General features: G+C 49.1%; 20 protein-coding genes and 1 pseudogene. 3 read left to right on the top strand and 18 right to left on the bottom strand.

What is annotated here, in order from left to right:
- The 5 genes from MHH78_RS06555 to MHH78_RS06535 all read right to left on the bottom strand — a co-directional run bounded on the left by MHH78_RS06555 (nt 1) and on the right by MHH78_RS06535 (nt 6,106).
- On the bottom strand, nt 1–1,827 hold the full coding sequence (locus MHH78_RS06555; RefSeq protein WP_076081782.1) for an APC family permease: 1,827 nt from the start codon (nt 1,825–1,827) through the stop codon (nt 1–3).
- A 289-nt stretch (nt 1,828–2,116) separates the two neighbouring features.
- Entirely contained in the window at nt 2,117–3,052 is a 936-nt protein-coding gene (locus MHH78_RS06550) for a metal-dependent hydrolase (protein ID WP_341170291.1), read from the bottom strand.
- Nucleotides 3,053–3,207: 155 nt separating this feature from the next.
- Nucleotides 3,208–4,278, bottom strand: a complete 1,071-nt coding sequence (locus tag MHH78_RS06545) for a hypothetical protein (RefSeq protein ID WP_341166925.1) — start codon at nt 4,276–4,278, stop codon at nt 3,208–3,210.
- Between the two features lie 208 nt (nt 4,279–4,486).
- Complete coding sequence (locus MHH78_RS06540; protein WP_076081786.1) at nt 4,487–5,233, bottom strand: SAM-dependent methyltransferase; 747 nt, start codon at nt 5,231–5,233, stop codon at nt 4,487–4,489.
- 207 nt (nt 5,234–5,440) lie between these two features.
- On the bottom strand, nt 5,441–6,106 hold the full coding sequence (locus tag MHH78_RS06535; protein WP_341166924.1) for a VOC family protein: 666 nt from the start codon (nt 6,104–6,106) through the stop codon (nt 5,441–5,443).
- Nucleotides 6,107–6,287: 181 nt separating this feature from the next.
- Between MHH78_RS06535 and MHH78_RS06530 the strand changes: the two genes are divergently transcribed.
- The gene (locus MHH78_RS06530; RefSeq protein WP_341166923.1) at nt 6,288–7,679 is read left to right on the top strand and encodes a hypothetical protein; all 1,392 of its coding nucleotides are present in this window, start codon (nt 6,288–6,290) and stop codon (nt 7,677–7,679) included.
- On the opposite strand, the pseudogene MHH78_RS06525 reads toward MHH78_RS06530, so the two are convergent.
- The 8 genes and pseudogenes from MHH78_RS06525 to MHH78_RS06490 form a co-directional block, all read right to left on the bottom strand.
- A pseudogene (locus tag MHH78_RS06525) lies at nt 7,680–8,435 on the bottom strand (class I SAM-dependent methyltransferase).
- A 14-nt stretch (nt 8,436–8,449) separates the two neighbouring features.
- Nucleotides 8,450–8,698, bottom strand: coding sequence for a hypothetical protein (locus MHH78_RS06520; protein WP_076081789.1), 249 nt, complete (start codon nt 8,696–8,698; stop codon nt 8,450–8,452).
- Nucleotides 8,699–8,735: 37 nt separating this feature from the next.
- Nucleotides 8,736–9,845: a WG repeat-containing protein gene (locus MHH78_RS06515; protein ID WP_341166922.1), complete on the bottom strand. Its 1,110-nt coding sequence runs from the start codon at nt 9,843–9,845 to the stop codon at nt 8,736–8,738.
- A gap of 188 nt (nt 9,846–10,033) precedes the next feature.
- A complete protein-coding gene (locus MHH78_RS06510; RefSeq protein WP_341166921.1) occupies nt 10,034–10,357 on the bottom strand; it encodes a hypothetical protein in 324 nt (107 codons plus the stop codon).
- A gap of 16 nt (nt 10,358–10,373) precedes the next feature.
- Nucleotides 10,374–11,249 carry a stalk domain-containing protein gene (locus MHH78_RS06505; RefSeq protein ID WP_341166920.1) on the bottom strand — a complete coding sequence of 292 codons (876 nt, stop codon included), beginning with the start codon at nt 11,247–11,249 and terminating at the stop codon, nt 10,374–10,376.
- Nucleotides 11,250–11,419: 170 nt separating this feature from the next.
- Nucleotides 11,420–11,788, bottom strand: coding sequence for a VOC family protein (locus MHH78_RS06500; protein WP_341166919.1), 369 nt, complete (start codon nt 11,786–11,788; stop codon nt 11,420–11,422).
- Nucleotides 11,789–11,856: 68 nt separating this feature from the next.
- Complete coding sequence (locus MHH78_RS06495; protein ID WP_341166918.1) at nt 11,857–12,465, bottom strand: chloramphenicol phosphotransferase CPT family protein; 609 nt, start codon at nt 12,463–12,465, stop codon at nt 11,857–11,859.
- 64 nt (nt 12,466–12,529) lie between these two features.
- The gene (locus MHH78_RS06490) at nt 12,530–13,267 is read right to left on the bottom strand and encodes an SDR family oxidoreductase (RefSeq protein WP_341166917.1); all 738 of its coding nucleotides are present in this window, start codon (nt 13,265–13,267) and stop codon (nt 12,530–12,532) included.
- Between the two features lie 180 nt (nt 13,268–13,447).
- Between MHH78_RS06490 and MHH78_RS06485 the strand changes: the two genes are divergently transcribed.
- Together MHH78_RS06485 and MHH78_RS06480 are read left to right on the top strand one after the other, a co-directional pair.
- Entirely contained in the window at nt 13,448–14,059 is a 612-nt protein-coding gene (locus MHH78_RS06485) for an AraC family transcriptional regulator (protein ID WP_341166916.1), read from the top strand.
- A gap of 56 nt (nt 14,060–14,115) precedes the next feature.
- On the top strand, nt 14,116–14,358 hold the full coding sequence (locus MHH78_RS06480; protein ID WP_341166915.1) for a helix-turn-helix transcriptional regulator: 243 nt from the start codon (nt 14,116–14,118) through the stop codon (nt 14,356–14,358).
- Here the strand turns inward: MHH78_RS06480 and MHH78_RS06475 are convergent.
- The 5 genes from MHH78_RS06475 to cdaA form a co-directional block, all read right to left on the bottom strand.
- Complete coding sequence (locus MHH78_RS06475; protein WP_341166914.1) at nt 14,351–14,860, bottom strand: AAA family ATPase; 510 nt, start codon at nt 14,858–14,860, stop codon at nt 14,351–14,353. The genes MHH78_RS06480 and MHH78_RS06475 overlap by 8 nt on opposite strands.
- Nucleotides 14,861–15,106: 246 nt before the next feature.
- On the bottom strand, nt 15,107–16,939 hold the full coding sequence (gene glmS, locus MHH78_RS06470) for a glutamine--fructose-6-phosphate transaminase (isomerizing) (protein ID WP_339251521.1): 1,833 nt from the start codon (nt 16,937–16,939) through the stop codon (nt 15,107–15,109).
- A gap of 658 nt (nt 16,940–17,597) precedes the next feature.
- Entirely contained in the window at nt 17,598–18,938 is a 1,341-nt protein-coding gene (gene glmM / locus MHH78_RS06465; protein ID WP_036724506.1) for a phosphoglucosamine mutase, read from the bottom strand.
- 112 nt (nt 18,939–19,050) lie between these two features.
- Complete coding sequence (locus MHH78_RS06460; RefSeq protein WP_341166913.1) at nt 19,051–20,505, bottom strand: CdaR family protein; 1,455 nt, start codon at nt 20,503–20,505, stop codon at nt 19,051–19,053.
- The gene (gene cdaA / locus MHH78_RS06455; RefSeq protein WP_076081805.1) at nt 20,498–21,331 is read right to left on the bottom strand and encodes a diadenylate cyclase CdaA; all 834 of its coding nucleotides are present in this window, start codon (nt 21,329–21,331) and stop codon (nt 20,498–20,500) included. The genes MHH78_RS06460 and cdaA overlap by 8 nt, the downstream gene beginning before the upstream one ends.
- Nucleotides 21,332–21,463: the final 132 nt, after the last annotated feature.

Genomic DNA, 21,463 nt, shown 5'->3' with positions numbered 1-21,463 from the left:
TCACTTCTTCAAATGATAAGGCACTGTAGTGACAATCACATCGCTGCGGAACAGCAGACGGGCGCGTATCAGCAGACTCGATTGATTATGAAGGATATTATGCCAGCCTTTCTTCGGAATGAACTGTGGAATAATTACCGTTACCCTGTGGTTCAGCTCTGCGGCCTTCCAATTCACTTTATCAATAAACTTGGTCAACGGCTGTACAATGCTTCTATAAGGAGTATACAGGGTTACTAACCTTACGTCCGGCTGCCACTTTCTCCACTTCTCCTCGAACACCGCTTCATCCTCCCGCTCGAAGGGCACGTAGACGGCTATAATCTGCTGCGGAGACAGCGACTTGGCATATTCCAGGGAGTTCATCACGACATGAGTGATTCCGGCAACCGGCACGATAATCACATTGCCTTCAATCTTGATCGTTTCCTCACAGGTCGAAATTCTAAGCTGGTCCGCAATGGCCTCATAATGCTTATGAATCCGGTGGAACACCAGGAGCAGAATCGGCAGAAAAACAAATACCGGCCATACCTGAGTAAACTTGGTCATGAAGAACATCATCGTCACAACGAAGCTGATTAGAGCGCCAACGGTGTTGATGATGAACTTTTGCACCCAGCCTGCTGGCTTTTCCCGGAGCCATTTCACCATCATACCGCTCTGCGACAACGTAAAGGGAATGAACACACCTACAGCATATAAAGGAATCAGCTGCTCCGTTTTCCCCTCGAAGACATATATCAGAACCATGGACAGAACACCTAATATGATAATACCGTTGGAGTAACCCAGCCGGTCCCCCCGCATGGTGAACATTCGCGGAATGAATTTATCCTTGGCAAGGTTCACAGCCAGCAATGGAAAGGCGGAATAACCGGTATTGGCAGCCAGAATCAAGATTAATGCAGTCGTTCCCTGGATAAAATAGTACATCGCATTCCGGCCAAAGGTTTGCTCGGCAATTTGCGATACCACAGTGACGTCAGCACGGGGAGCAATCCCGTAATAATAGGCTAACACCACAATGCCTGAGAACATCACGGCCAATAACACTCCCATGGCGATTAAGGTTTTGGAGGCGTTGGACGCTTCCGGGCTTTTGAAATTCGGTATGGCATTGGAGATCGCTTCTACACCCGTTAACGCTGAGCTCCCGGAAGAAAATGCGCGCAATAATAGAAATAGGCTGATCCCCGCTACCGGAGTACCCAGTGAGGTATGCAGTTCTGCCGGAACGTTACCTGACAAGATGTTGTACAGACCTGTACCAATCAGAATGAATAAGGCCAAGACGAATAAATAGACCGGATAAGCGAGGACGGAGGCAGATTCTGTGACCCCTCTTAAGTTCAAAATCGTGATCAGAAGCACAAAAGCAATGGCAATCACCACTTTATGCTCGTGCAGGCTTGGAAACGCTGAGGTGATGGCATCCGTGCCCGCCGATATACTTACAGCCACCGTTAAAATATAGTCAACCAGCAGCGAACCGCCGGCTATTAACCCCGGATACTTGCCCAGGTTCTCCTTGGACACCACATAGGCGCCCCCGCCGTGGGAATAAGCAAAAATAATCTGCCGGTAGGACAGAATGAGCGCGGTCAGCAGGACCAACACACCCAGCGCAATCGGGATCGAATACCAGAAGGCGGCTGCCCCAATCGTAACCAGAACAATCAGAATCTGCTCCGGCCCGTAGGCAACGGATGACAGCGCATCTGAAGACAGTATAGCCAGCGCTTTCTTTTTATTTAACTTTTGCTCGCCCAATTCACTGGACTTTAAGGGCCTGCCAATTAAAAATCGTTTTAAAAATGAAATCACTCGGTTTCACCACTCGCTTATTATTTGTAGGATCTTGTTTGTACCCCATCTGCTCCCATTCTCGGACACAACAAAAAGACCACAGAAGAATGTTCTGTGACCTTCAACATATCATGTCCGGCATTAATATAGCGTTAAGGATTACGCAAAGACATTAAGATTGCATTAAGATATTGGAGCTGGCTGGTGGACCCATAGACTCCGCTTGTTCGGCTTCAGGTGTGTCCCAGTCTAGCTTTTGAATAAGTGCTTGAATGCCCTCCACGCGCTCCCCCTACTTTGCAATAGTCTATTCCCTCTGTTCTTCCACCCAAGTTCCATCCTTATAGATGAAATAACGGGGATTCCCCTCCCGGTCACGTGCAACAATCTCTCCGGCAGGCCCTTCCCCGCTCTCCTCCATCACTTCAAATGAAGCCTCATCCCCGGCAGGGAGCTTCCGGTATACTTGCTCCAGCCCGTCTTTTCCCGTCTTGCTGCGGACAACGTCACTCTTAACGGCAAAGATCATATTCAAGTCTAAACGGACCTCTCCGCCCAAGACAGGCAACACCCCAAGCACCCTTCGCTGAGAGTCGATGACATCAAACCCCATTTTCCAAAAATCGCTCAGTTTGTGCACCTGATTATCTCCCAGCGGAGACACCTGTATGGCAGCCTGTGGAGTGAGCGTGAATTTACGTGGAAGCCCTTGCTCCAGCTGCACTAGCATAGCAAGCTTAAGGCCGAGATACAGGACAATAAACACCGCACAGCCCGTACTAAGCACCCGTCTCCTGCCCAACGACACCGGAAGCACAAAACTCATCACACCCGCAAGCATGGGTAACCATACCGTAGGATCACCAAGATAGATCAAAGGAAGGGTATAAGCTTCGCTGGACAGCGGATAGATCAAATGGACCCCATGTCCCAAATAATCCACAAGAATATGCCCCAGCACACTCCCCGCTAGACACAGATATAACTGGGTATACGAATATTTTTTCAGCAGCAGCCTGAACAGGAACACAATCGGAACCATAACCAGCCCCATAACTACAATGGAGTGCGACCAAGGAGATACATACCTGTTCCCCAACAGATCCGGCACAATTCCCAAGAATGAGGTCAGTCCGAGCAGAACAAACTTTTCCCTGAAAGAAATCTCATAGCGCATGAGCACCATCGATACAATGAAACTGCCCGTGAGCAGATGTGTAGCAATATGCATAGCTAATATCATAGACACCTTTAATCCCCCCGCTTTGGTTGTTAAGCTTCACTACTCAGAGCCTGGCAAGTTATAAACAAATGGAGCGGGAAAAAGGTTCATTTGCCTAGTTCATTCTTATAGATTTCTAGATTCTCTTCATCAAAACATACAAAGATCACTTAAACTCAGTTTAAATACGCTTTCCGGGCGTCCTCAAAAATAGCATCTAATTGTTCCCGGGTATCATCGTCTCCTTTAAACTGTATATCATCAGCAGTGCTCTTAGATGGAATGTCTTCACCCGCAGTAGGTACTTTACCGTAAACAACGCCACGGATAATGTATACACCAGGATCAGTGAGGCTCTCTCTCAAAAACAGCAAGTATTCTTCATTTTCATTCATCAACTGATATCCAAATGTGCTGTAAACTCTTGATGAGTCGGCCGCTGCATTTTCTTGGACGGTGATGGTCTCCCCGCTAGACAACGTGTGACCGGTATTATTTCTAAATACATCGCTCAGTACAAATTTGGATAATGTGCGATTGTCAATAACCAATCCGTCCACATCTTCTTTTTTCAGAACTACTTCCTGAGCCCCTGCCTTCGTTCCCTTAACAACAATATCTGTTTGTGCATCCATTTCAGAAAATGTTCCGTAGCTAATGGCGCTACTGTTTGTAATGGCGTAAGGAATTGTTTTCGTACCTGCCTTATCTTGAACTGTTAATGGTTCAAGCGAAGCGGCCGCTCTCTCATAATCAGCCTGAGAAATGTCTCTAGCTGACTCCATACTGAAATGCAGTCCGCCTATTTCAAAGTATAAATAGGTTGCTCCATTCTCTTGAGTGATCCACTCCCCCGATACATTTTTAGAAAGCACAACTTTTTTAGTCGAAGCAATCTCGTTAGTTGGTTTAAGTTCTTCTCTGGATTGAGTAATTGAACCGCGAAAAAATACAATACGGACTTGATTGTCTTTAGCTTCAACACGATCCAGAAAATCATCGACACCTAATTCTACTGTAGGGATATAGACTTTATCTAATCCGGCTTTCTTAGCAGCTTCACTAATTTCATTTTTTTGTTCTGCGGTATAAGAGAACGGCTCGGCTTCTGTCATTCCTTCACCTTCATTATTGGCGGAATTTTCAGTTGCAGGAGTATTTGAAGATGAATTTACATTCTGACTGCATCCTGCTAATAAAGCACCAAGCAGCAAACCAATAAACACGACTTTCCTTTTGTAGTTCATGGAATATCCTCCACTTGTTGATTTGTCACCTCACCATAATAGACTGAACCGCTCTTCCAAAAGTTGCATAATCTTCTCAACTCAGTTTCTTTTTTGAAACTCTTTTCAGGTCCAGTAAACTAACTCAGACGGGCGCATATCAAAATACAGCGGCAGCCCTGGCCCCTTAAGAGTCCCGGCTACCGCTGCTTATTTACCACACTACTATTTACTTACGGCGGGCAACCATCATAATCTCCATACTGCCGAGCTGTAAAGGATGATTCCCGAATTGTCCTGGGCTACAACCATATGCAGCCTCTACTGCGAAGCCTTCACTATCCAGCAGCATCTGCAATTCACGGAAGGTAAAAGCGGTAGTGTAAATCAACACCTCTTTGGATTCACCCTCGGGGCTGTGAACCTCTTCTTTATCGATTACGGTGCATGAATACGGGTCAAATAACGACTCATCCTGTATACGCCGGGCTAAGTTAAGTGCATTAATTACCGTAAGAACAAATAGAGAACCCGGCTTCAGCGCCCGATGAACTCCTTTAAGGACCTTCCGGTGATTCTCTTCACTGCCAGCCAGTCCAAAGGCCCCTTCACACAGACAAATTGCGCCATCGAATTCCTGATCAAACGTTAACTCGCGGGCATCCGCCACCAGAAATGCTGCCTGTAACTCTTCCTTCGCAGCTTCGCTATTCGCGTGCCTGATAAATTCCGCAGAAATATCCACGCCCACTGTTCTAATTCCGCGCCGGGCCAATTCCAGACTATGCCGCCCCGGACCACAGCCAATATCCAGGGTGCGGGTACCCTGCCGCAGATTCATTAACTCCATTAAAAAGTCTACTTCCTGCATCGTTCCCTGGGCGAAACCGAATGTCAAATACTGCTCCCGCATGAAATCTCCGATTGCTTCATAATAATCCCCACTGTACTCAAAGCCTGCTTGCGTATTCTTCAAAAGCTATCCCTCCGTATCTGTTGTGCCTACACGGAAGTGGATTGGCGTGACAGCTTAACCTCTTCCGTGTCCCGAATGACAACGTTCAGCCTGTCAGCGCATCTATTCATAAGTTCACTCGCTTTCCTTATTATGTAACTTCAGGGTAGACATTCGTAGCCGGGAAGTCAAAAGTAAGAACCGTTATACTCATTCTGTACGGTTAACTTAACGAAGCCCCTGGATCTTCAACCCCTCTGAAGCATCCAGCGTAACTTCACAGACATCTGTCCTGATCGTTAGCGGATGCGAATAGGCTTCCTCCTGATCAGACATGAACCAGACCCGGCCTTGCTTCACAGCAATAATCAACCCATGCTCGTCACCGGCAGCAGCGAACTGGCTACTATAGTCCTGCCAAGGAACAATCCCTAGCCGGGATAGCTTAAGCAGCGCCTCCTCCACATCGGGTACAGGCAGCCCGATCTCACTTACACATAACAGACTGGCTGGAGAAAAGGCTTCATTGGCGGAATTGTTCAGATTGTGCCGGGCAATCAACTCTACAATATTACCTGCCGGATCATAGAAATAGAAGGAATCGGCATTCCAAGACTCGAAGTGCACAACTTCCTGGCCCTCATTAGGAATGACAGACACCTTAGGAGTAATCCACCGCAACGCTTCATCTATCTGATTCTCAGGAATATTAAAGGCAAAATGATATTTCGGCTGTCTGCTTGGATCAGACTCATTGAAGGTTAGACTGGACTCGCCCGCTCGTACACTGAAGGATGCCCGATGTTCCTGGAATACCGCCAGCCCAAGAGTATTCTCATAAAAGTATTTCATTCCTTTAAAAGAATGAGTCTGCATCTCTACTTCTCTTATCATCTAGGATCACCTCTGTTTGTGGCATATCAGCCAAAGCTTTGCTTCCATGGTAGCCATGCAGAGAATGGAAGTCAAACCCGCATCTGCAACTTCTGCGCAGCATCCGCGTCCATAACAATATGGAAAATCTATCTATTCTCTGAAAACAATAGGACAATTGAACACAACAGGAGGTTTATGTATGCGCTATATGGCAGCAATTGTGCTGGCGGCGGCTCTGCTCTCCGGATGCCAGGGGGCAGACAAGGCCGGTGTGAACGGCTCTTCCTCAGCTCCGCCCACAGCTTCCCCATCCATCGTATCACCCACAGCTGTGTCAGCCACCCCTTCCCCTTCAGCATCTTCAATCGAGGAAGAACCGCTGCTCTATATTGAGCAATTGAAAACTATCGGCGGAGGCGGACAACTGGTGCAGGTGAAATCCAACTTTGATATTGACCAGCGATCATTGGAGCAAGCGCTGAAAAATAGTCTACAGACCAGTGATCCCGAGACCAAATTCCGTTACACGTTGGAATGGGAGTCCCCGCGGTTTGTGCAAATCCGCCTGCATCTCGATGAGGGCAGTGTCTGGTCCGGGACGTTCAATCTGGATGAAGCCATCACCACAGACGGGCGCAAGTATGCTAGTACAGAGCAGCCGTACCGTAACACGGTAGTGATTAGAGCTGGAGACGGTGAGGGCAGTCTGTTGTTCCAAGGCGTCACCTCCGGTACCCGGCGCGTAGTACCTGCCTGGAACACGGGCTGGATCAAGTCCATTCAGACCCGGGAATCGGTTGCCCCTTCCTATCTGTTCTACGGACAGGAGAAGCATCATCTGGTGCACGCCCTGACAGGCGAGGCGCTGGAGATTCCGGTTTTTGCTCAGGAGAATGATGCCTACGGCAATGACTATGGTTACCATGAGATGTATTCTGACCGCTTCTATGGGGACTTTACTTATATGATCTCGGGCAATAAGACGCTGTATCGGGTAGACCTGAAGGGCTTCACCCGTACGAAGCTTCATGTATTCAGCAAGCCGGTCTACGGCATGTCCTCCTCGCCTGACGGCAAGCGCATAGCTGTATTAACTGCTCATGACGAGTTTATCGGCCCCGGGGCGGACTTGACATTGCTGGATCAGAAGGGGAAAATACTGCATTCGCAGCAGAACGCCGCCTTCATCTCCCATAGTGACGGCTTCCTGTTCGTCTATTCTCTGACTTGGGAGGACGATTCGCATCTGCTTCTTCCCGTAGACAGAAATGAGAAGAACCCGCTGGGCCAAAACCGGTACAGTACCGTAAGCGGAACCTCATCAGTTATGCAGGATGAGCGCATCACGGACCAGCTGAAGCAGGATTTCAAAGCTCATGAGCGGCAGCCGCATAATGACCTGTTGCTATCCGGGCTGATGTGGTCACCCGACAACAGATTCGCAGCCTTCCAGTCGGATACAGGAACCATACAGGTCTATGACACTCAGGAACGGACCTTTACGTTCATATCCGCAGGCACACTGCTGGGCTGGATGCCGGATGGAACGCTGGCCTGGGCGGATATTAAGGATCATGTGTATACCTTTTAACTATACTTCTCCCCAAAAAATCTCATTTTCATATTCGAAGGGAACCACACCGCCCTGATTATGCCTGTCAAATATATTCTACAGCTCTGTCATCATCGGATTGTAATTCGGATGTCCGGGAACAGGGCTATAGGAGGAGGATAACAGCCGGCCGCTCAGACCCTCGAAATCGAACTCCTGAGTCATTTCAAACTGGCTTTTATGCATCGTATTCTCTTTAAAAAAAGAGACAAGCATCGCCTGAGAAATGTTTTTATGATTCACTTGTTCATAGTCAGTTCCGTAGGTGTGAAGCAGTTGATCGTACTCTTCACGAAATGAAGTACCGTTTGTAAGCCGGGAATTCCATATGAGTATGACTTTCCCGCCAGGCTGTAGTATTCTCCGGAACTCCGTTTGCGCGGCTTGCCGGTCAAACCAGTGAAATGCCTGCGCACAGACAATAAACTCAACCGACCGATCCGGTAACCCGGTAGCTTCCGCAGATCCTGATCTACTCTGGAAGCTCGGGTTGCTGTTGAGCCTTTGCTCTGCGGCTTCACGCATTGCCTGATTGGGCTCGACCGCGATTACATCGCTGCCGCGTTCCAGAAGCAGCTTGGACAGGCTCCCAGTGCCAGAACCGATATCTGCTATTTTACTGTTCGGGCGCAGACCAATATTGTCGTACAAATAATCAATAGCCTCTTGTGGATAGCTTGGGCGGTACTTCAAATAGGAATCGACCCGGTTCGAAAACCTTTCATCACTGTTCATCGCTGTTCACTCTCCTATTTTGTTTTCTTCGGAAAACCGTATACGAATAGTATCACACCAATTAACGTAAGGATTGGCACAAAGAGATTATCGAAGAAGCCTGCGATATGAGTTTTAGGCTGGACATCGTACATTTGCGCTTGGTATAACGCAGAAATTTCATAATTTCGAGCGATCAATGTACCTACACGCTCGATAGTGTAGATTAACGCGGCCGTAATCAGAAAGGCTGCCCCTAGTTTTCTGTATAAGTCGTTGCCCATTGAATATTATTGCCTCCTCTACCCTTGATTGATTTAGTTACGGTTTCACCACTCCGCCCGGAAGCTCGGAAGCCGGCGGCCAGACGATGGTTCCGCTGCGGTTCATGTACCCTCTGATTTCCTCGCGAGTATCTGGAACGAGCAGGGTGATTTCTGCCAGTTCGCCTTTAAAATCAGCGGCCCAATAGAGTTGCGGCTTAACCACGAAGCGTCCGGAGGTATTAATATAGCCGTACCTCTGCCCCGGGCTTGCCGGTGCCAGACCACCCTTGAACAAACCTCCAGCCGTGAATCCCTGAATGACCTTGGCGCCCTTCTTATTAATATAGAAGGTGGCTCCATTGCGCTCGACGAACGCCAGACCTCCCGAGAACGGCTGGGCCATGCTGAACTGCGGCTTAATCAGGTAATTGCCTGTTTTGTCGATGTAGCCGTATTTGCCGTTCACATACACAACTGCCGCCCCGCCGGAGAACGGTGTGGCGTAATCATACCTTGGGATGATGCGAAGCTTGCCGGTGGTGTCGATATAGCCGTATTTGCCGCCAACGGCAAGTGTAACGGCCGCCATGCCTTCCGAGAAATCAGAAGTAAAGCTATATCTGTAAGGAACGATAAGCGTGCCCTTCGTGTTAATGTAACCCGAGGCTTTACCCATATTGACCCGGGCCAGACCTTCGGAGAAATTAAATGCCCGGACATAGATTGGCTGTATGGCCACCTTGCCTTGGCTATCGATATACCCGTACCGGGTCGCCTTAGCTCCACCAGCGGTCTGAATCTGCGCTGTATACAGGGCGCGGTCATTATACAGAATGCCGGCATCTCTCAGCTTATATTCGAACAGCTTGGTGCCTGCTGAACTGAAATAATATTGCTTTTTAGCCGCATGGTCCTCAACATACAGCGTTCCTCCAGGTACTCCTGAATACCCGTATCCGTCATACACCGCTTCGATGACTACTGTGCCTTTGCCGTTGATGAAGCCGTATTTCCCGTTCACTTCAACCGGATACAATTGATCGGCCGTCTTCGCCTGCACAGTGCCCGCACTGGCGGCTTGAGCCTTATCCTGTGATGGACCCGCTATGCCTGCACTGAACACCATCGTCGTCATAAGTAGGGTTAAAGCCAGTTTCTTTAACACTTGCGGTTCACACTCCTTTGAGACTATTTTCCATTCTTTATGTATAGACGGCGATTGTACCGGTTTTGTTGTGCATTGTTTGGAAAAATAATGAAGATCGATAGCTCGCCACAAAAAAGAGGGCTGCCCCTTGCGAATATGGCGCAGCTCCTTCAGGTCGAACTCCTCGCGGTCTCTTAGATGAAGTCCTAGCGTTTGCATGAAACGGTAGCCATGAATTGAACCAATAGGATCAGGAAAAACACGTTCCATATACTCGGAATAGCTGCAATGGCAAAATAGAAGGAATAGGGAGCCAGCCAAACCAACGAAATGGCCATAAGTAAGCGAAGACCACGCCAAATTGAAATGGCCATGACGGCTGAAGGTACTATGAGCATGAGGACCACAATCACTTGTGTGCTGATGGATGCCGCCTGATCACTGTATGGGTTATCAAACAGAAACAGGAAACTTAGTCCAATTCCCAGTAGCGATAGGAAAAAGGCCGACCACTTCACTCTTGGACTCAAATGCCTCACCTCCTGTTCACTGTGGATGATAATCAGAGAATCCCGAAATCAGAACTCTAGACCCCTTGGTGACGCTATCCACCTTCCAAGTTCCGTTCACGAATATTAGCGAGACTGTACGATCTTCTGCATATTGATCTTCACCTGTAAGACCATTCGCTACTATTACAGATTGTGAGAATGTGGCAGAATTCTTACTAGTATAAATAGGTGAAATGACAGGCGTTTCATAAGTACCCGTCGTTTTCAATCCTTTATTCTGAACAATAGACTTCATTAATCTATCCGTGAAGTACGGTTTGAGGGTTGAATTCACATTTTTAATTGAAGATAGATTTGAGGCTTGATTTAATTTATCTGATAGAAGTTTCAAACGTGCTTCAGAAACTTTATTCTTTTCAGGAATTTGAATAGATGGGGTCTCCATATTAACAACCAATCCTTTGTTGCCCGCTGTTACTGTTGCTTGTTTAGACAGTTGATTCCACACTACCGTTGCTCCTAACGACTGATTAACAAAACGAAGAGGGACATAAGTTGTTCCTTTGATGACTTGTGTTGCAGTATCCAAATCGACATATTTCCGTGACGGTGTATCTGGAGTTTCACTCGATGGAGCAGATTCAATAATCACACGTTTGAAATTTGCCGCAAGCCATATAGTCGAATTCCCGTTTTTGATTTTAACAACTTTATCTGTTTGAAACCATTCCAAGCTTGCGCCAAGATTTTCGGAGACAGCACGTAAGGGAATTAAGACTCGTCCGTTGTTTATTTGACCATTGTTAATCGTTGTAGATGTTTGTGCCTCAGCCGCATAACTAGACCCAGTTGTTAAAGATAGCATAAGAAATGCTGATGAAAGCAATGCAATTGTCCATTTTTTTATCATAATATTTCCTCCTCTTAAATAATTCACCACAAATTTCTCTCTCGCATCTAGTTTCTCTATAAAATACAATTCGGTCAAACAGAAACTCCCCATTTAGCAACAGGATTTATCAGTTCACCTGTTTACCATATGGGGAGCAATATACTTAAAGTAATATAATCTTAATGTAATCAGCCTTTACTGTGAAGAGTTATCAGATAACCGTCCGGATCAGCAAAGGTAAAGGTACGTCCAAAGGGGCCGTCGATGGGTGCGGATGTAATTTTGACGCCTGCTGCTGCGAGTTTATCGTGAATGTCTTGTGCATCCGGGGCATAGAGCCATAGCGCAACACCAAGCCCAGGCTGAGTGCCCCCGCTAAGTTCGACTCCCGGCATGAGGTCACGAAGTGCAAATGCAATAGGCTTGGTGTCAAAAACCACCGCATGAGGCGGGCCCGCCTGTGAACGGACGAGTCCAAGATAGTGTTGATAAAATTCAGCAGAGCCTTCAAGATCGCTGACCTGAAGTGAGACGAAATCGGGTCCAATGACTGACATAATAGCCTCCTAATATTCTTGTTTGTAGGTTAATATAGTCTTCATTATACCCACCCTTCCTGACAACGTTATGTCAGTAGCGTTCTATTAAGATCTGCATCTCTTTTGCGCAACTTCTGAAATGCCGAGAATTCCTGATTGGACTTAATACAGTTAAGGATTTGTTCGGCACATTCTGCCGGAGTCAGCTCTTCCGTGTTCACTTCAAGGTCATATTCATCAAAACGATAGACGATGTCGAACTGTGCATCCGCCAGTCCAATCTGCCGGTCCCCTCTGGCCTGCTCTCTTCGGATAAGCTCTTCCCGGGAGCATAGGACACCAACAAATAGCGTAGTCCGATCAGCAAAATGATCCCAAAACTCATTAAATCTCTTATCGTTGTCGAATACGGTATCCACGATGACATTGAATCCCATTTCCGCTAACAGCTTAATCGTCGAATAGTACACGGAGACTATGGAGTCATCCAGTATTTGCGAGACCACCTGATGGTCTATTTCCCGTACAGGCTCGTCTGGAAATTTATGATTAATGAAATCATTGTAATTCATGAAAAAATCATCAATCGATACATGATAAAATGGAATCTCTTTCTGCTTTATCAATTCAGCCGAGATGGAGCTCTTCCCGGAGCTTGAAGTTCCATTTAGAACAAGCAACATGCCTTTATTCATTTCGTCCCCTCCTTTTCATCCATTATAAACCATAGACGATAGAGGCAGGAACTCATCAGTTATATCAGTTGAATCCACCATTCACACGAATCGTCTGCCCCGTGATCCAGCGGGACTTATCACTGACGAGCAAGTCGATTACATTCGCAATGTCCTCCGGTTCGCCAAGCCGTCCAAAAGCATTCATCCGCCGGAACGAATCTACCAGCTCCTCCGATTTCCCGTTCAGGAATAACTCCGTCGATACCTGCCCGGGTGCGACGCAATTCACGACGATATCCTTCGCTCCGAATTCCTTCGCCAATTGGCGGGTTAACTGCTCGACTGCCCCTTTGGTTGCGGCATAGACGCTATAAGTCGGCAGCATCGCGCCCGATACTGAGGTCGAGAAGTTAATAATCGTTCCGCCCCGCTCCATATTCCTAATCGCTTGCTGGCAAGCGAAATAAGTCCCTTTTACATTTACAGCAAAGTGCTGGTCGAACATCTCCTCCGTTACGTCCGCAATAGGCACGCAGTCCATAATTCCGGCATTATTCACCAGAATATCGACACGCCCAAATTGCCCGATTGTCTCCGAGAAAAGTGCTTTGACCTCACTGACTTTGCTTACGTCACCCTGAACGGCTATCGCTTCCCCGCCAGATTCCTTAATAGTTTGCACGACCTCGTCCGCTTTTCCCCGGTTAGATGAATAGTTGACAGCCACTTTTATTCCTAACCCGGCCAACTGGATGGCGATTTGTCTTCCGATACCCCTTGATGCACCTGTGACGATGGCTACTTTTCCATTCTGACTCATTAGGACCACTCTCCTTAAATTTGCTTAGGCCGGATGATGATCGGTTGGCCTTATGGATCCATTGTAAATCAATCGACCAGCATCCAGTTATAACAGACCTGTTCACTTCTTGCCTATTTCTCTTCAACTCGTTATGATTAACAGCAAACCCCATGAGTATGGGAAAAGGAGGCTTCTAACTTGGACGATATATTGCGGACCGGACCGCTTTTGCAGCAATTGGCTGCACTGATCCTTCGCCATGCTCCATCGGCAGGTACCCGCCAGACGCTTATCCCTTCCCTGCAGCTGATGCACGCCACGGATGTAGCAGAGCCGCTGGAGTCAGTCTATAAGCCTTCAATCTGCGTTGTTGCCCAAGGAGCCAAAGCAGCCACCCTGTCCAGCGAAACTTATCATTACGATCCTTCCACTTACCTGGTCACTTCGGTTGAGCTGCCGATCAACGGGAGAATAACCGGAGCTTCGCCTGAGCATCCTTTTCTGGGCATCAAGCTAAGCTTCGATCCGGGCACCATCCTGGAAATTGTAAAAGAAATGGATGACTCCTCCCTTATCCCGGGTGAAACGTCGCTTGGCATCACGGTTGCCCAAACCTCCAGGAACTTACTGGAAGCCATTGTACGGCTCATCCAATTACTCGACGCGCCGCAGGATATTCCTGTTCTGTCCCCGCTCGTGATCCGTGAAATTCTATATCGCGTTCTTCAGAGCGACCAAGGCGCACACCTGCATCAATTTTCGCCATCATCGGCAGCCATGCGCACCGGATTGCTCAAGCCATCCAAGTGATCACTAAGCAGTACGATCAATCCCTTGTCGTTGAACAGCTTGCTGAGTCCGTAAATATGAGCACCTCTGCTTTCCACAAGCACTTCAAGCGCGTCACCGCCATGAGCCCGCTCCAATACCAGAAGGTCATCCGCTTGCAGGAAGCCCGCCGCCTCATGCTGACCGAATCCCTCCAAGCCTCCGATGCCGCCTTCCGCGTAGGCTATGAGAGCCCCTCTCAATTCAGCCGCGAATACGCCCGCCAATATGGGAGACCTCCGGTGTCGGATGTTCAGGGGATTCTTGGGTTATCTAAGTAGCTGACTTCTGCAGACTTAGCTGTTCACGTAACGACATCCAGCTTTCCGTCACGGTTTGATGCGCTGTATCGATCACGATGTGGTCATGGTCCCAAGCCTCGTAATGTCTGTTCTTCACCTCATTCCACGTGGGGAGGGTAAAGCCGGGAATATCTGTTGTACGAGTGATGATTCGATGCTTGTGTGTACATTCGTCCGAACAGACCACTTCGATTTCGACAAACGGAATTGCTAGAGACTCCGCTACATTACGCCAAGCTTTGCGGGTATAGTGAATGGGATTGACCGTGTCCGCTATCACGTCCAGACCCAAAATGAGATTCTGCCTCGCTATCTCGTAACAAACGATGTAACCCTCAGGTCCATCAACCTTAACCCCGGCAACGCGCATAGCCTGTTCAACGACATCAACCCGAAGATACGGTGCCCGAAGTTCGCTTGCTAAAGCTGATGCTAATGTAGACTTACCGGTGCCTGGCAACCCGCCGAATATATACAGCATATGGATTTCCTCCTTCATGACAACCTGTTTGCTGTTCTTTGCCTACTGTCTCTTTTAATTGTGTAATCGTTTACACATCATAGCAGACTCTACCGAATTTAACGATGAAGTTGGTTTTTTCATTTGTATCTTACATCAAAAAAATGAGCCGCCCTAATTTCTCAGGACGGCTCAAGATGAATTAACTTAATCGATGAATATTTTCATATCAGCTTTAATCAAAAAACATATCCAATTCCCCAAATCCTACTCCACAGTAACACTCTTAGCCAGGTTTCTCGGCTTATCCACATCATGGCCCAGAGCCAGCGAAGCATAGTACGCCAGCAACTGCAGGGTAACTACGGACAGTGCAGCAGTCAGCAGCGGCAGGGTCTGAGGGATCACGAAGACCTGGTCAACGGAGCGGAGCAGGTCGTCTTTGTGCTCTTCGTGGGTGATGGCCATGACATGGGCGCCACGGGCTTTCACTTCTTTGATGTTGCTGACGGTCTTCTCCAACACGGATTCCAGGGTAGCCAGAGCGATGACAGGAACGCCTTCTTCGATCAGTGCCAAGGTACCATGCTTCAGTTCACCTGCGGCATAGGCTTCGGAGTGAATGTAGGAGATTTCCTTGAGCTTCAGCGAGCCTTCTTGAGCTACAGCGTAATCTACGCCGCGGCCGATGAAGAACAGGTGCTTGTGCTCAGCGATCTGCTCAGCGTAGGCTTTGATCGCGTCTTTTTGACCCAGAATGACTTCTACTTGCTCCGGCAGAGACTGCATAGCGGCCAGAATCTTGGTAACCTCAGACTCAGACTGTGTGCCACGTACTTCAGCCAGATACAGACCCAGCAAAGTGAATGCGATCAACTGGGAAGTGTAGGCCTTGGTCGAGGCTACAGCGATCTCTGGACCAGCCAGCGTAACCAGTACACTGTCTGCTTCCCGGGCAATAGAGCTGCCTACTACGTTGGTGATCGCCAGCACGTGGGCTCCGTTTGCTTGACCTTCACGAAGAGCAGCCAGTGTATCCGCAGTTTCACCCGATTGGCTGACTACAATAACCAGTGTCTCCGGAGTTACGATTGGCGAACGGTAACGGTATTCCGAAGCGATATCATTCTCTACAGGAATGCGTACCAGGGACTCAATCAGGTTACGTCCAACCAGACCGGCGTTATATGCAGTACCGCAAGCTACCACTTGGATATTGCGGATGTTCTTGATTTGTTCTTCTGTCAGGTTAAGCTCAGGCAGAATGACTTTGTTGCCTTCCGCATTCATCCGTCCGCGCATGGTATCGCGGTAAGCCTTAGGCTGCTCGTGGATTTCTTTCAGCATGAAGTGCTCATAACCGCCCTTTTCTGCGGTAACGGCATCCCAATCGACAGTAATCATTTCCCGAGAAATAAAATTGCCTTCAATCGTCATCAGTTCGACAGCATCCCGTGTCAATACAGCCATTTCGCCGTCGTTCAGAATATATACGTTGCGGGTGTATTCCAGCAATGCGGGAATATCGGACCCGATAAAGTTCTCGCCTTCTCCGAGACCAATGATCAGCGGGCTGGCTTGCCGTACAGCTACCAGCTTATCCGGTTCATATTCAGTCAGTACACCCAGAGCAAACGCTCCGCGCATGTAAGAAATCGCCTGCTGTACAGCCTTAACGATATCTCCCTTGTATTCACGGGCAATCAGGTGGGAGATGACTTCTGTATCCGTCTCGGAGGTGAAGTGGCATCCTCCAGCAATCAGCTCTTCCTTGAGATCCAGGTAATTCTCGACAATCCCGTTGTGTACTACCGAGAATTTGTGACTGTTGTCCGTGTGAGGATGAGAATTCTCATCAGATGGCTTGCCGTGTGTTGCCCAGCGGGTGTGACCGATCCCGGCACTGCCTGTCAGCGGAGTCGCGTCCAGACGGGATTCCAGATTCGCCATACGTCCCTGTGCTTTTACAACCTGCAGACCATCCTTCGTGAACACAGCAATACCAGCGGAATCATACCCGCGATATTCCAGCTTCTTCAGACCCTCGACCAAGATTCCTTGCGAATTCTGATTACCAATATATCCTACAATACCACACATTATAATTTCCTCCGTCCAATTTATCGTAATTAGGCGCGCATGAGGAAAGAAACGTGCCGTGCGGCATGTTTTGAAGAAAAGCAAATATGATGTTGTCCATTACACCCAACATGATAACCTGTCAATTACATCGTTAGTCACGATTATGCACAGTCTTCTCCTCTGCCGTGGCAGAACCGTCTGCGTTCCTGCAAATGCGCATACCCATGATTTGTACATCTTTAAGTTAGCACCCACAAAAGCGTTGTGTGCAAGGTCGCCCTCGCATTTTCCGCTTCCATTTACGGCTCTGGTGCATCACCGGGAGGTCCCCGCCGAACATTTCGAACACCTCCACCTCGTCAGCTTACATCTGCCGTGATCCGTTCAGACCGTCCTGCACTGCTTACGCAGCCACCGGTCCTCCCTTCTCTCCCGCGCAAGATCAAGCTCTGGCGCTTGTGTTGCAATAACCTTACGATCCCCGCTTTCCTTCTGGAATGACACTTAGTCTATTATATGCACCTCAACCCGTTTTTGCAACGATGTGGCGAAGAAAACCTTTTTCATCCATTTCACACTTTTTCCAAACAGCCATGACCACATTAATCATTCAGCCGGTGAACGAATCGAATTGATCCATCCACCGGCTACCGGTTCCTGCTACTTCAGTGAGTGATTACACCAGCTCGCGCTGAACCACTTCAACAATCTGCCCTACAAAAAGATCCAGCTCCGCCTTATCCGGCCCTTCGGCCATTACACGGATCAACGGCTCGGTTCCCGAAGGACGCACCAGGACACGCCCGTTGTCGCCCAGCTTGCTTTCCACTTCTATGATCGCGGCCTCAATGGCCGGATTATTCGGATAATTGGTTTTGTCCTGAACACGCACATTGACCAGCACCTGCGGATACTTAGTCATCATGGACTTCAGTGTGCTTAGCTTTTTGCCGGAAGACTTCATGGTATTCACCAGTTGAATCGCAGTCAGAATTCCGTCACCTGTAGTATTATAATCCAGGAAAATCACATGGCCGGATTGTTCCCCGCCCAGATTATAGCCGCCGCGGCGCATCTCTTCCATCACATAACGGTCACCGACCGCAGTCTTCGCCGTATTCAGCGACAGCTTCTCTGTTGCCTTGTAGAAACCGATGTTGCTCATTACTGTAGATACAATTGTGCCGTCCTTCAGCTTCCCTGCACGGTTCATCGCATCCCCGCAAATGCAGAGAATGAAGTCGCCGTCCACCTCGTCGCCGTTCTCATCGATAGCGATCAGGCGGTCCGCATCCCCGTCAAAAGCAAGCCCAAGATCCGCACCATGGCGAAGCACCTCTGCACGCAGAGTCTCCGGGTGTGTGGAGCCGAAGCCGTCATTGATATTAAGCCCGTCCGGCTCTGCCCCAATGGCAATTACTTCTGCGCCCAGTTCCTTGAATAATCGCGGTGCCAGCTCATAGGCTGCGCCGTGTGCGCAGTCGAGCACCACCTTCGTGCCCTTGAAGCTCTGGTCGATGGTGGTCTTCAGATACTCCAGGTAGAGGTATTTCGCTTGATCATCGACCCGCAGCGTGCCCAGACCCGATCCTACCGGACGCGGCAGCTCATCGTGCTCGGCATCCATCAGCTCCTCGATGCGCAGCTCCGTTTCGTCTGTCAGCTTGAAGCCGTCTCCGCCAAAGAACTTGATTCCGTTATCCTCCACCGGATTATGTGAAGCAGAGATCATCACTCCGGCATCCGCCTGGAGCAATCTTGTGATATAAGCAACAGCAGGTGTAGAGACTACACCCAGACGGATCACATCTGCCCCAATGGACAACAAACCCGCAATGAGTGAAGATTCCAGCATTGGACCCGAGATCCGTGTATCCATGCCGATGACCACTTTAGGCTTTTCCACATTTCCTGCCAGCACATATCCCCCGCAGCGTCCAATACTGTAGGCCATTTCTGCTGTTAATTCACGGTTAGCCACCCCGCGTACGCCATCTGTTCCGAAATACTTACCCATCTTTTTTTCTCCTTTAGAATACGCTGCTTCAGCTTAATAAATTATAGTATGAATGATTCGATAATTCGTGTATGTCAGGTGCATATAAATAGACCTTTACATGCCCGGAAGGTTACGTTCCGCCCGTACTGTCGGCATTATTGCCGCTTGCGGGCGGCGTTGGTTCAGCAGTCTCCGGCGGAATATGTGTCGGTGTCGGTGTCTCCTCTACAATCTCTGTGGTGTGCTCCGGGGTTGGCTCTACGAGCGTCTCGTCCCCGGATGCAGGCTCAGCACTGGGCTCCGGCGTAGGCGTCGGGATAGGGCTACTGTCCGGTACGGCAGTCGCGGCCGGAGCAGCAGGCGCTACCAGCTCCACCTTCGCAACAAGCTGCGAGGCGGCATTCTCCAGGGTAATGAACCGGGGGAGCGACACCTGCAGCGTAATATCGTAAACACCGGCCGTAAGCCCCACGACATCTGCAACCACACTGATGCTATCCTGGTCGAGCTGGTCCAGCAGTGTTGGCGCACCTGATAGGGTCAGATCCATAGTGGCGCTTCCAGGGTCTATGATACGGGCTGTCAGCCCGCTGCTGACGCCCTCCAGCTTAATGGGGATAGCAGAGAGGGTCCGCTGGGTAATCTCCGCCGCAGAGACCGCTACGGTCATTGCCGCAGGTTCAATCTTGCCTGTGCCCTCCGGCGGCTTAAGCTCCAGCTTCATCTGCTCAGTACCCGCATTCTTGATAGCGCTCAAATCCAGGACAGCCTCATACGAGGATAAGGTCTTAAGGGTCTCTGCACTGCCGTACACCGTTACCATATCCTGTTCAGGCGTTACCCTGGACAGCACCAGGGAACCGGGCAGACTGCCGGTGAAGCTGATGTCCAGCGGCAAGGTTTTGGACGGGAGGGTAACAGGCACTTCTACCGCTACTGTAGAGGGTTCAATGACCGCATCCTCCAGCTCATTCCCCTTACTGTCCAGAGCAAAGAGTTTCAGCCTCTTCTCACTAAAAGTCTCATTCTGCCCCTCCAGCTCCACCTTCCCCTGCACCTTCGCTACCCGTCCAAGATCACTTGCCGGAAGAGTAACCTCCACGGATACCGGCTCAATCACAGGACTGCCTACTTCATAGCCTGCTGCCGGCTCTCCCGTAATATTCAGCGAGACGGGAAAAGACTTCGTCGTCCGCGCCTCGATATGCACATTCACCTGATTCGGGACCATATCATCCAGGGTTACACCGCTTGGAGTCGAATACATCAGCGGAAGCGTGTTATCACCGGGCTTCACATCCTTCAGATCCAGCCATACCCGATAGGCATCGGAGAACTTGTAGGTCAGATCGGACTTCTTGCCCCTTACCTCCATCCTGACGCTGTCCACATCCTTGGTCAGTACATAATTCTCACTGTCGAAGCCCTCAATCTCCACTTTGACATTCTCGATCGTCTTCGATTCGGTATTAACCGTAGTCTGGTACGTTGGCGCTGTATCCACATGCACAATGGTCCACAGAATAATTCCCAGAGCCAGGGCAAGGATCTTGTTGAAGTTGTTGTTCTTCATCCATTTATCCATTGTCTTTATTCCCCCTCCGTTTCCAGAAAGCGGAGCTCTTCTCCATCAGGGGCGAGCTGCTTGCGCTCAGCTCTTGGTGCAGCTTCGAGATCAGGGACTCTTCCTTGATATCCCGGACAATTTGTCCATTGATGGCCAGCGAGATCAGGCCGGTCTCCTCAGAGACGACCACAGACACCGAGTCTGCCACCTCACTGATACCGATTGCGGCCCGGTGCCGGGTTCCCAGCTCCTTGCTGATGAACGGATTCTCCGAGAGCGGCAGGTAACAGGCCGCTGCCGCGATCTGGCCTCCCTGCATAATCAGTGCTCCGTCATGCAGCGGCGTATTGGGGATAAAGATATTAATCAGCAGCTCGGAGCTGACCTCAGAGCGCATGGCGATCCCGGATTCCGTATATTCATTAAGCCCCGTGGCCCGTTCGAATACGATCAATGCCCCGATTTTGCGGACAGCCAGATAATTCACGGCTTTAATCACTTCACCGATTAATTTACTGATCTCCTCATCATTCTCCGCATTCCGCCCGAAGAACTTGCCCCGGCCGAGCTGTTCCAGCCCCCGCCGCAGCTCCGGCTGAAAAATAATAAAAATCGCGAGTATCCCAAAAGTAAACACCTGGTTCATCAGCCACCTCAGGGTATACAGATCCAGTAGAGTACTGCCGCCCCAGATGACGACCAGGACCATAATCCCCTTCAGCAGTTGAACCGCCCGCGTCCCGCGCACCATGTTGAGCACTTTATAGATAATGTAGCTGACAATTAGAATATCAATTATATCTTTAATGGATTCTTTCCATGTAAGGTCGGTAAAGTAGCTCATGGCCGAAAACCCCCGTGATTTCAAATTAACTGGGTTTATGTAAATTGTCTGTTAAGCTTGAATCTTATTCTAGGTTATAACGTTACGCCTCCGGTTGCAAGTTTGGCGGCTGGTAAATTGATGAACCTGTCA

Origin of the sequence: Paenibacillus sp. FSL H3-0333 (assembly GCF_038002805.1) — a bacterium.
GTDB classification, from domain to species: domain Bacteria; phylum Bacillota; class Bacilli; order Paenibacillales; family Paenibacillaceae; genus Paenibacillus_AQ; species Paenibacillus_AQ silagei.
The sequence above is the reverse complement of the archived record's forward strand: the minus strand, read 5'-3'. Positions and strand labels throughout refer to the sequence as shown.

Excerpts from the sequence above, each read along its gene's own strand:
- MHH78_RS06490 (WP_341166917.1), bottom strand. The coding sequence starts at position 13,267 with ATGAGTCAGAATGGAAAAGTAGCCATCGTCACAGGTGCATCAAGGGGT.
- glmS (WP_339251521.1), bottom strand. The coding sequence starts at position 16,939 with ATGTGTGGTATTGTAGGATATATTGGTAATCAGAATTCGCAAGGAATC.
- MHH78_RS06550 (WP_341170291.1), bottom strand. The coding sequence starts at position 3,052 with ATGATATTAGCTATGCATATTGCTACACATCTGCTCACGGGCAGTTTC.
- MHH78_RS06460 (WP_341166913.1), bottom strand. The coding sequence starts at position 20,505 with ATGGATAAATGGATGAAGAACAACAACTTCAACAAGATCCTTGCCCTG.
- MHH78_RS06495 (WP_341166918.1), bottom strand. The coding sequence starts at position 12,465 with ATGAATAAAGGCATGTTGCTTGTTCTAAATGGAACTTCAAGCTCCGGG.
- MHH78_RS06545 (WP_341166925.1), bottom strand. The coding sequence starts at position 4,278 with ATGAACTACAAAAGGAAAGTCGTGTTTATTGGTTTGCTGCTTGGTGCT.
- MHH78_RS06480 (WP_341166915.1), top strand. The coding sequence starts at position 14,116 with ATGAGCACCTCTGCTTTCCACAAGCACTTCAAGCGCGTCACCGCCATG.
- MHH78_RS06505 (WP_341166920.1), bottom strand. The coding sequence starts at position 11,249 with ATGATAAAAAAATGGACAATTGCATTGCTTTCATCAGCATTTCTTATG.
- MHH78_RS06535 (WP_341166924.1), bottom strand. The coding sequence starts at position 6,106 with ATGATAAGAGAAGTAGAGATGCAGACTCATTCTTTTAAAGGAATGAAA.
- MHH78_RS06530 (WP_341166923.1), top strand. The coding sequence starts at position 6,288 with ATGCGCTATATGGCAGCAATTGTGCTGGCGGCGGCTCTGCTCTCCGGA.
- MHH78_RS06520 (WP_076081789.1), bottom strand. The coding sequence starts at position 8,698 with ATGGGCAACGACTTATACAGAAAACTAGGGGCAGCCTTTCTGATTACG.
- glmM (WP_036724506.1), bottom strand. The coding sequence starts at position 18,938 with ATGGGTAAGTATTTCGGAACAGATGGCGTACGCGGGGTGGCTAACCGT.
- cdaA (WP_076081805.1), bottom strand. The coding sequence starts at position 21,331 with ATGAGCTACTTTACCGACCTTACATGGAAAGAATCCATTAAAGATATA.
- MHH78_RS06475 (WP_341166914.1), bottom strand. The coding sequence starts at position 14,860 with ATGCTGTATATATTCGGCGGGTTGCCAGGCACCGGTAAGTCTACATTA.
- MHH78_RS06500 (WP_341166919.1), bottom strand. The coding sequence starts at position 11,788 with ATGTCAGTCATTGGACCCGATTTCGTCTCACTTCAGGTCAGCGATCTT.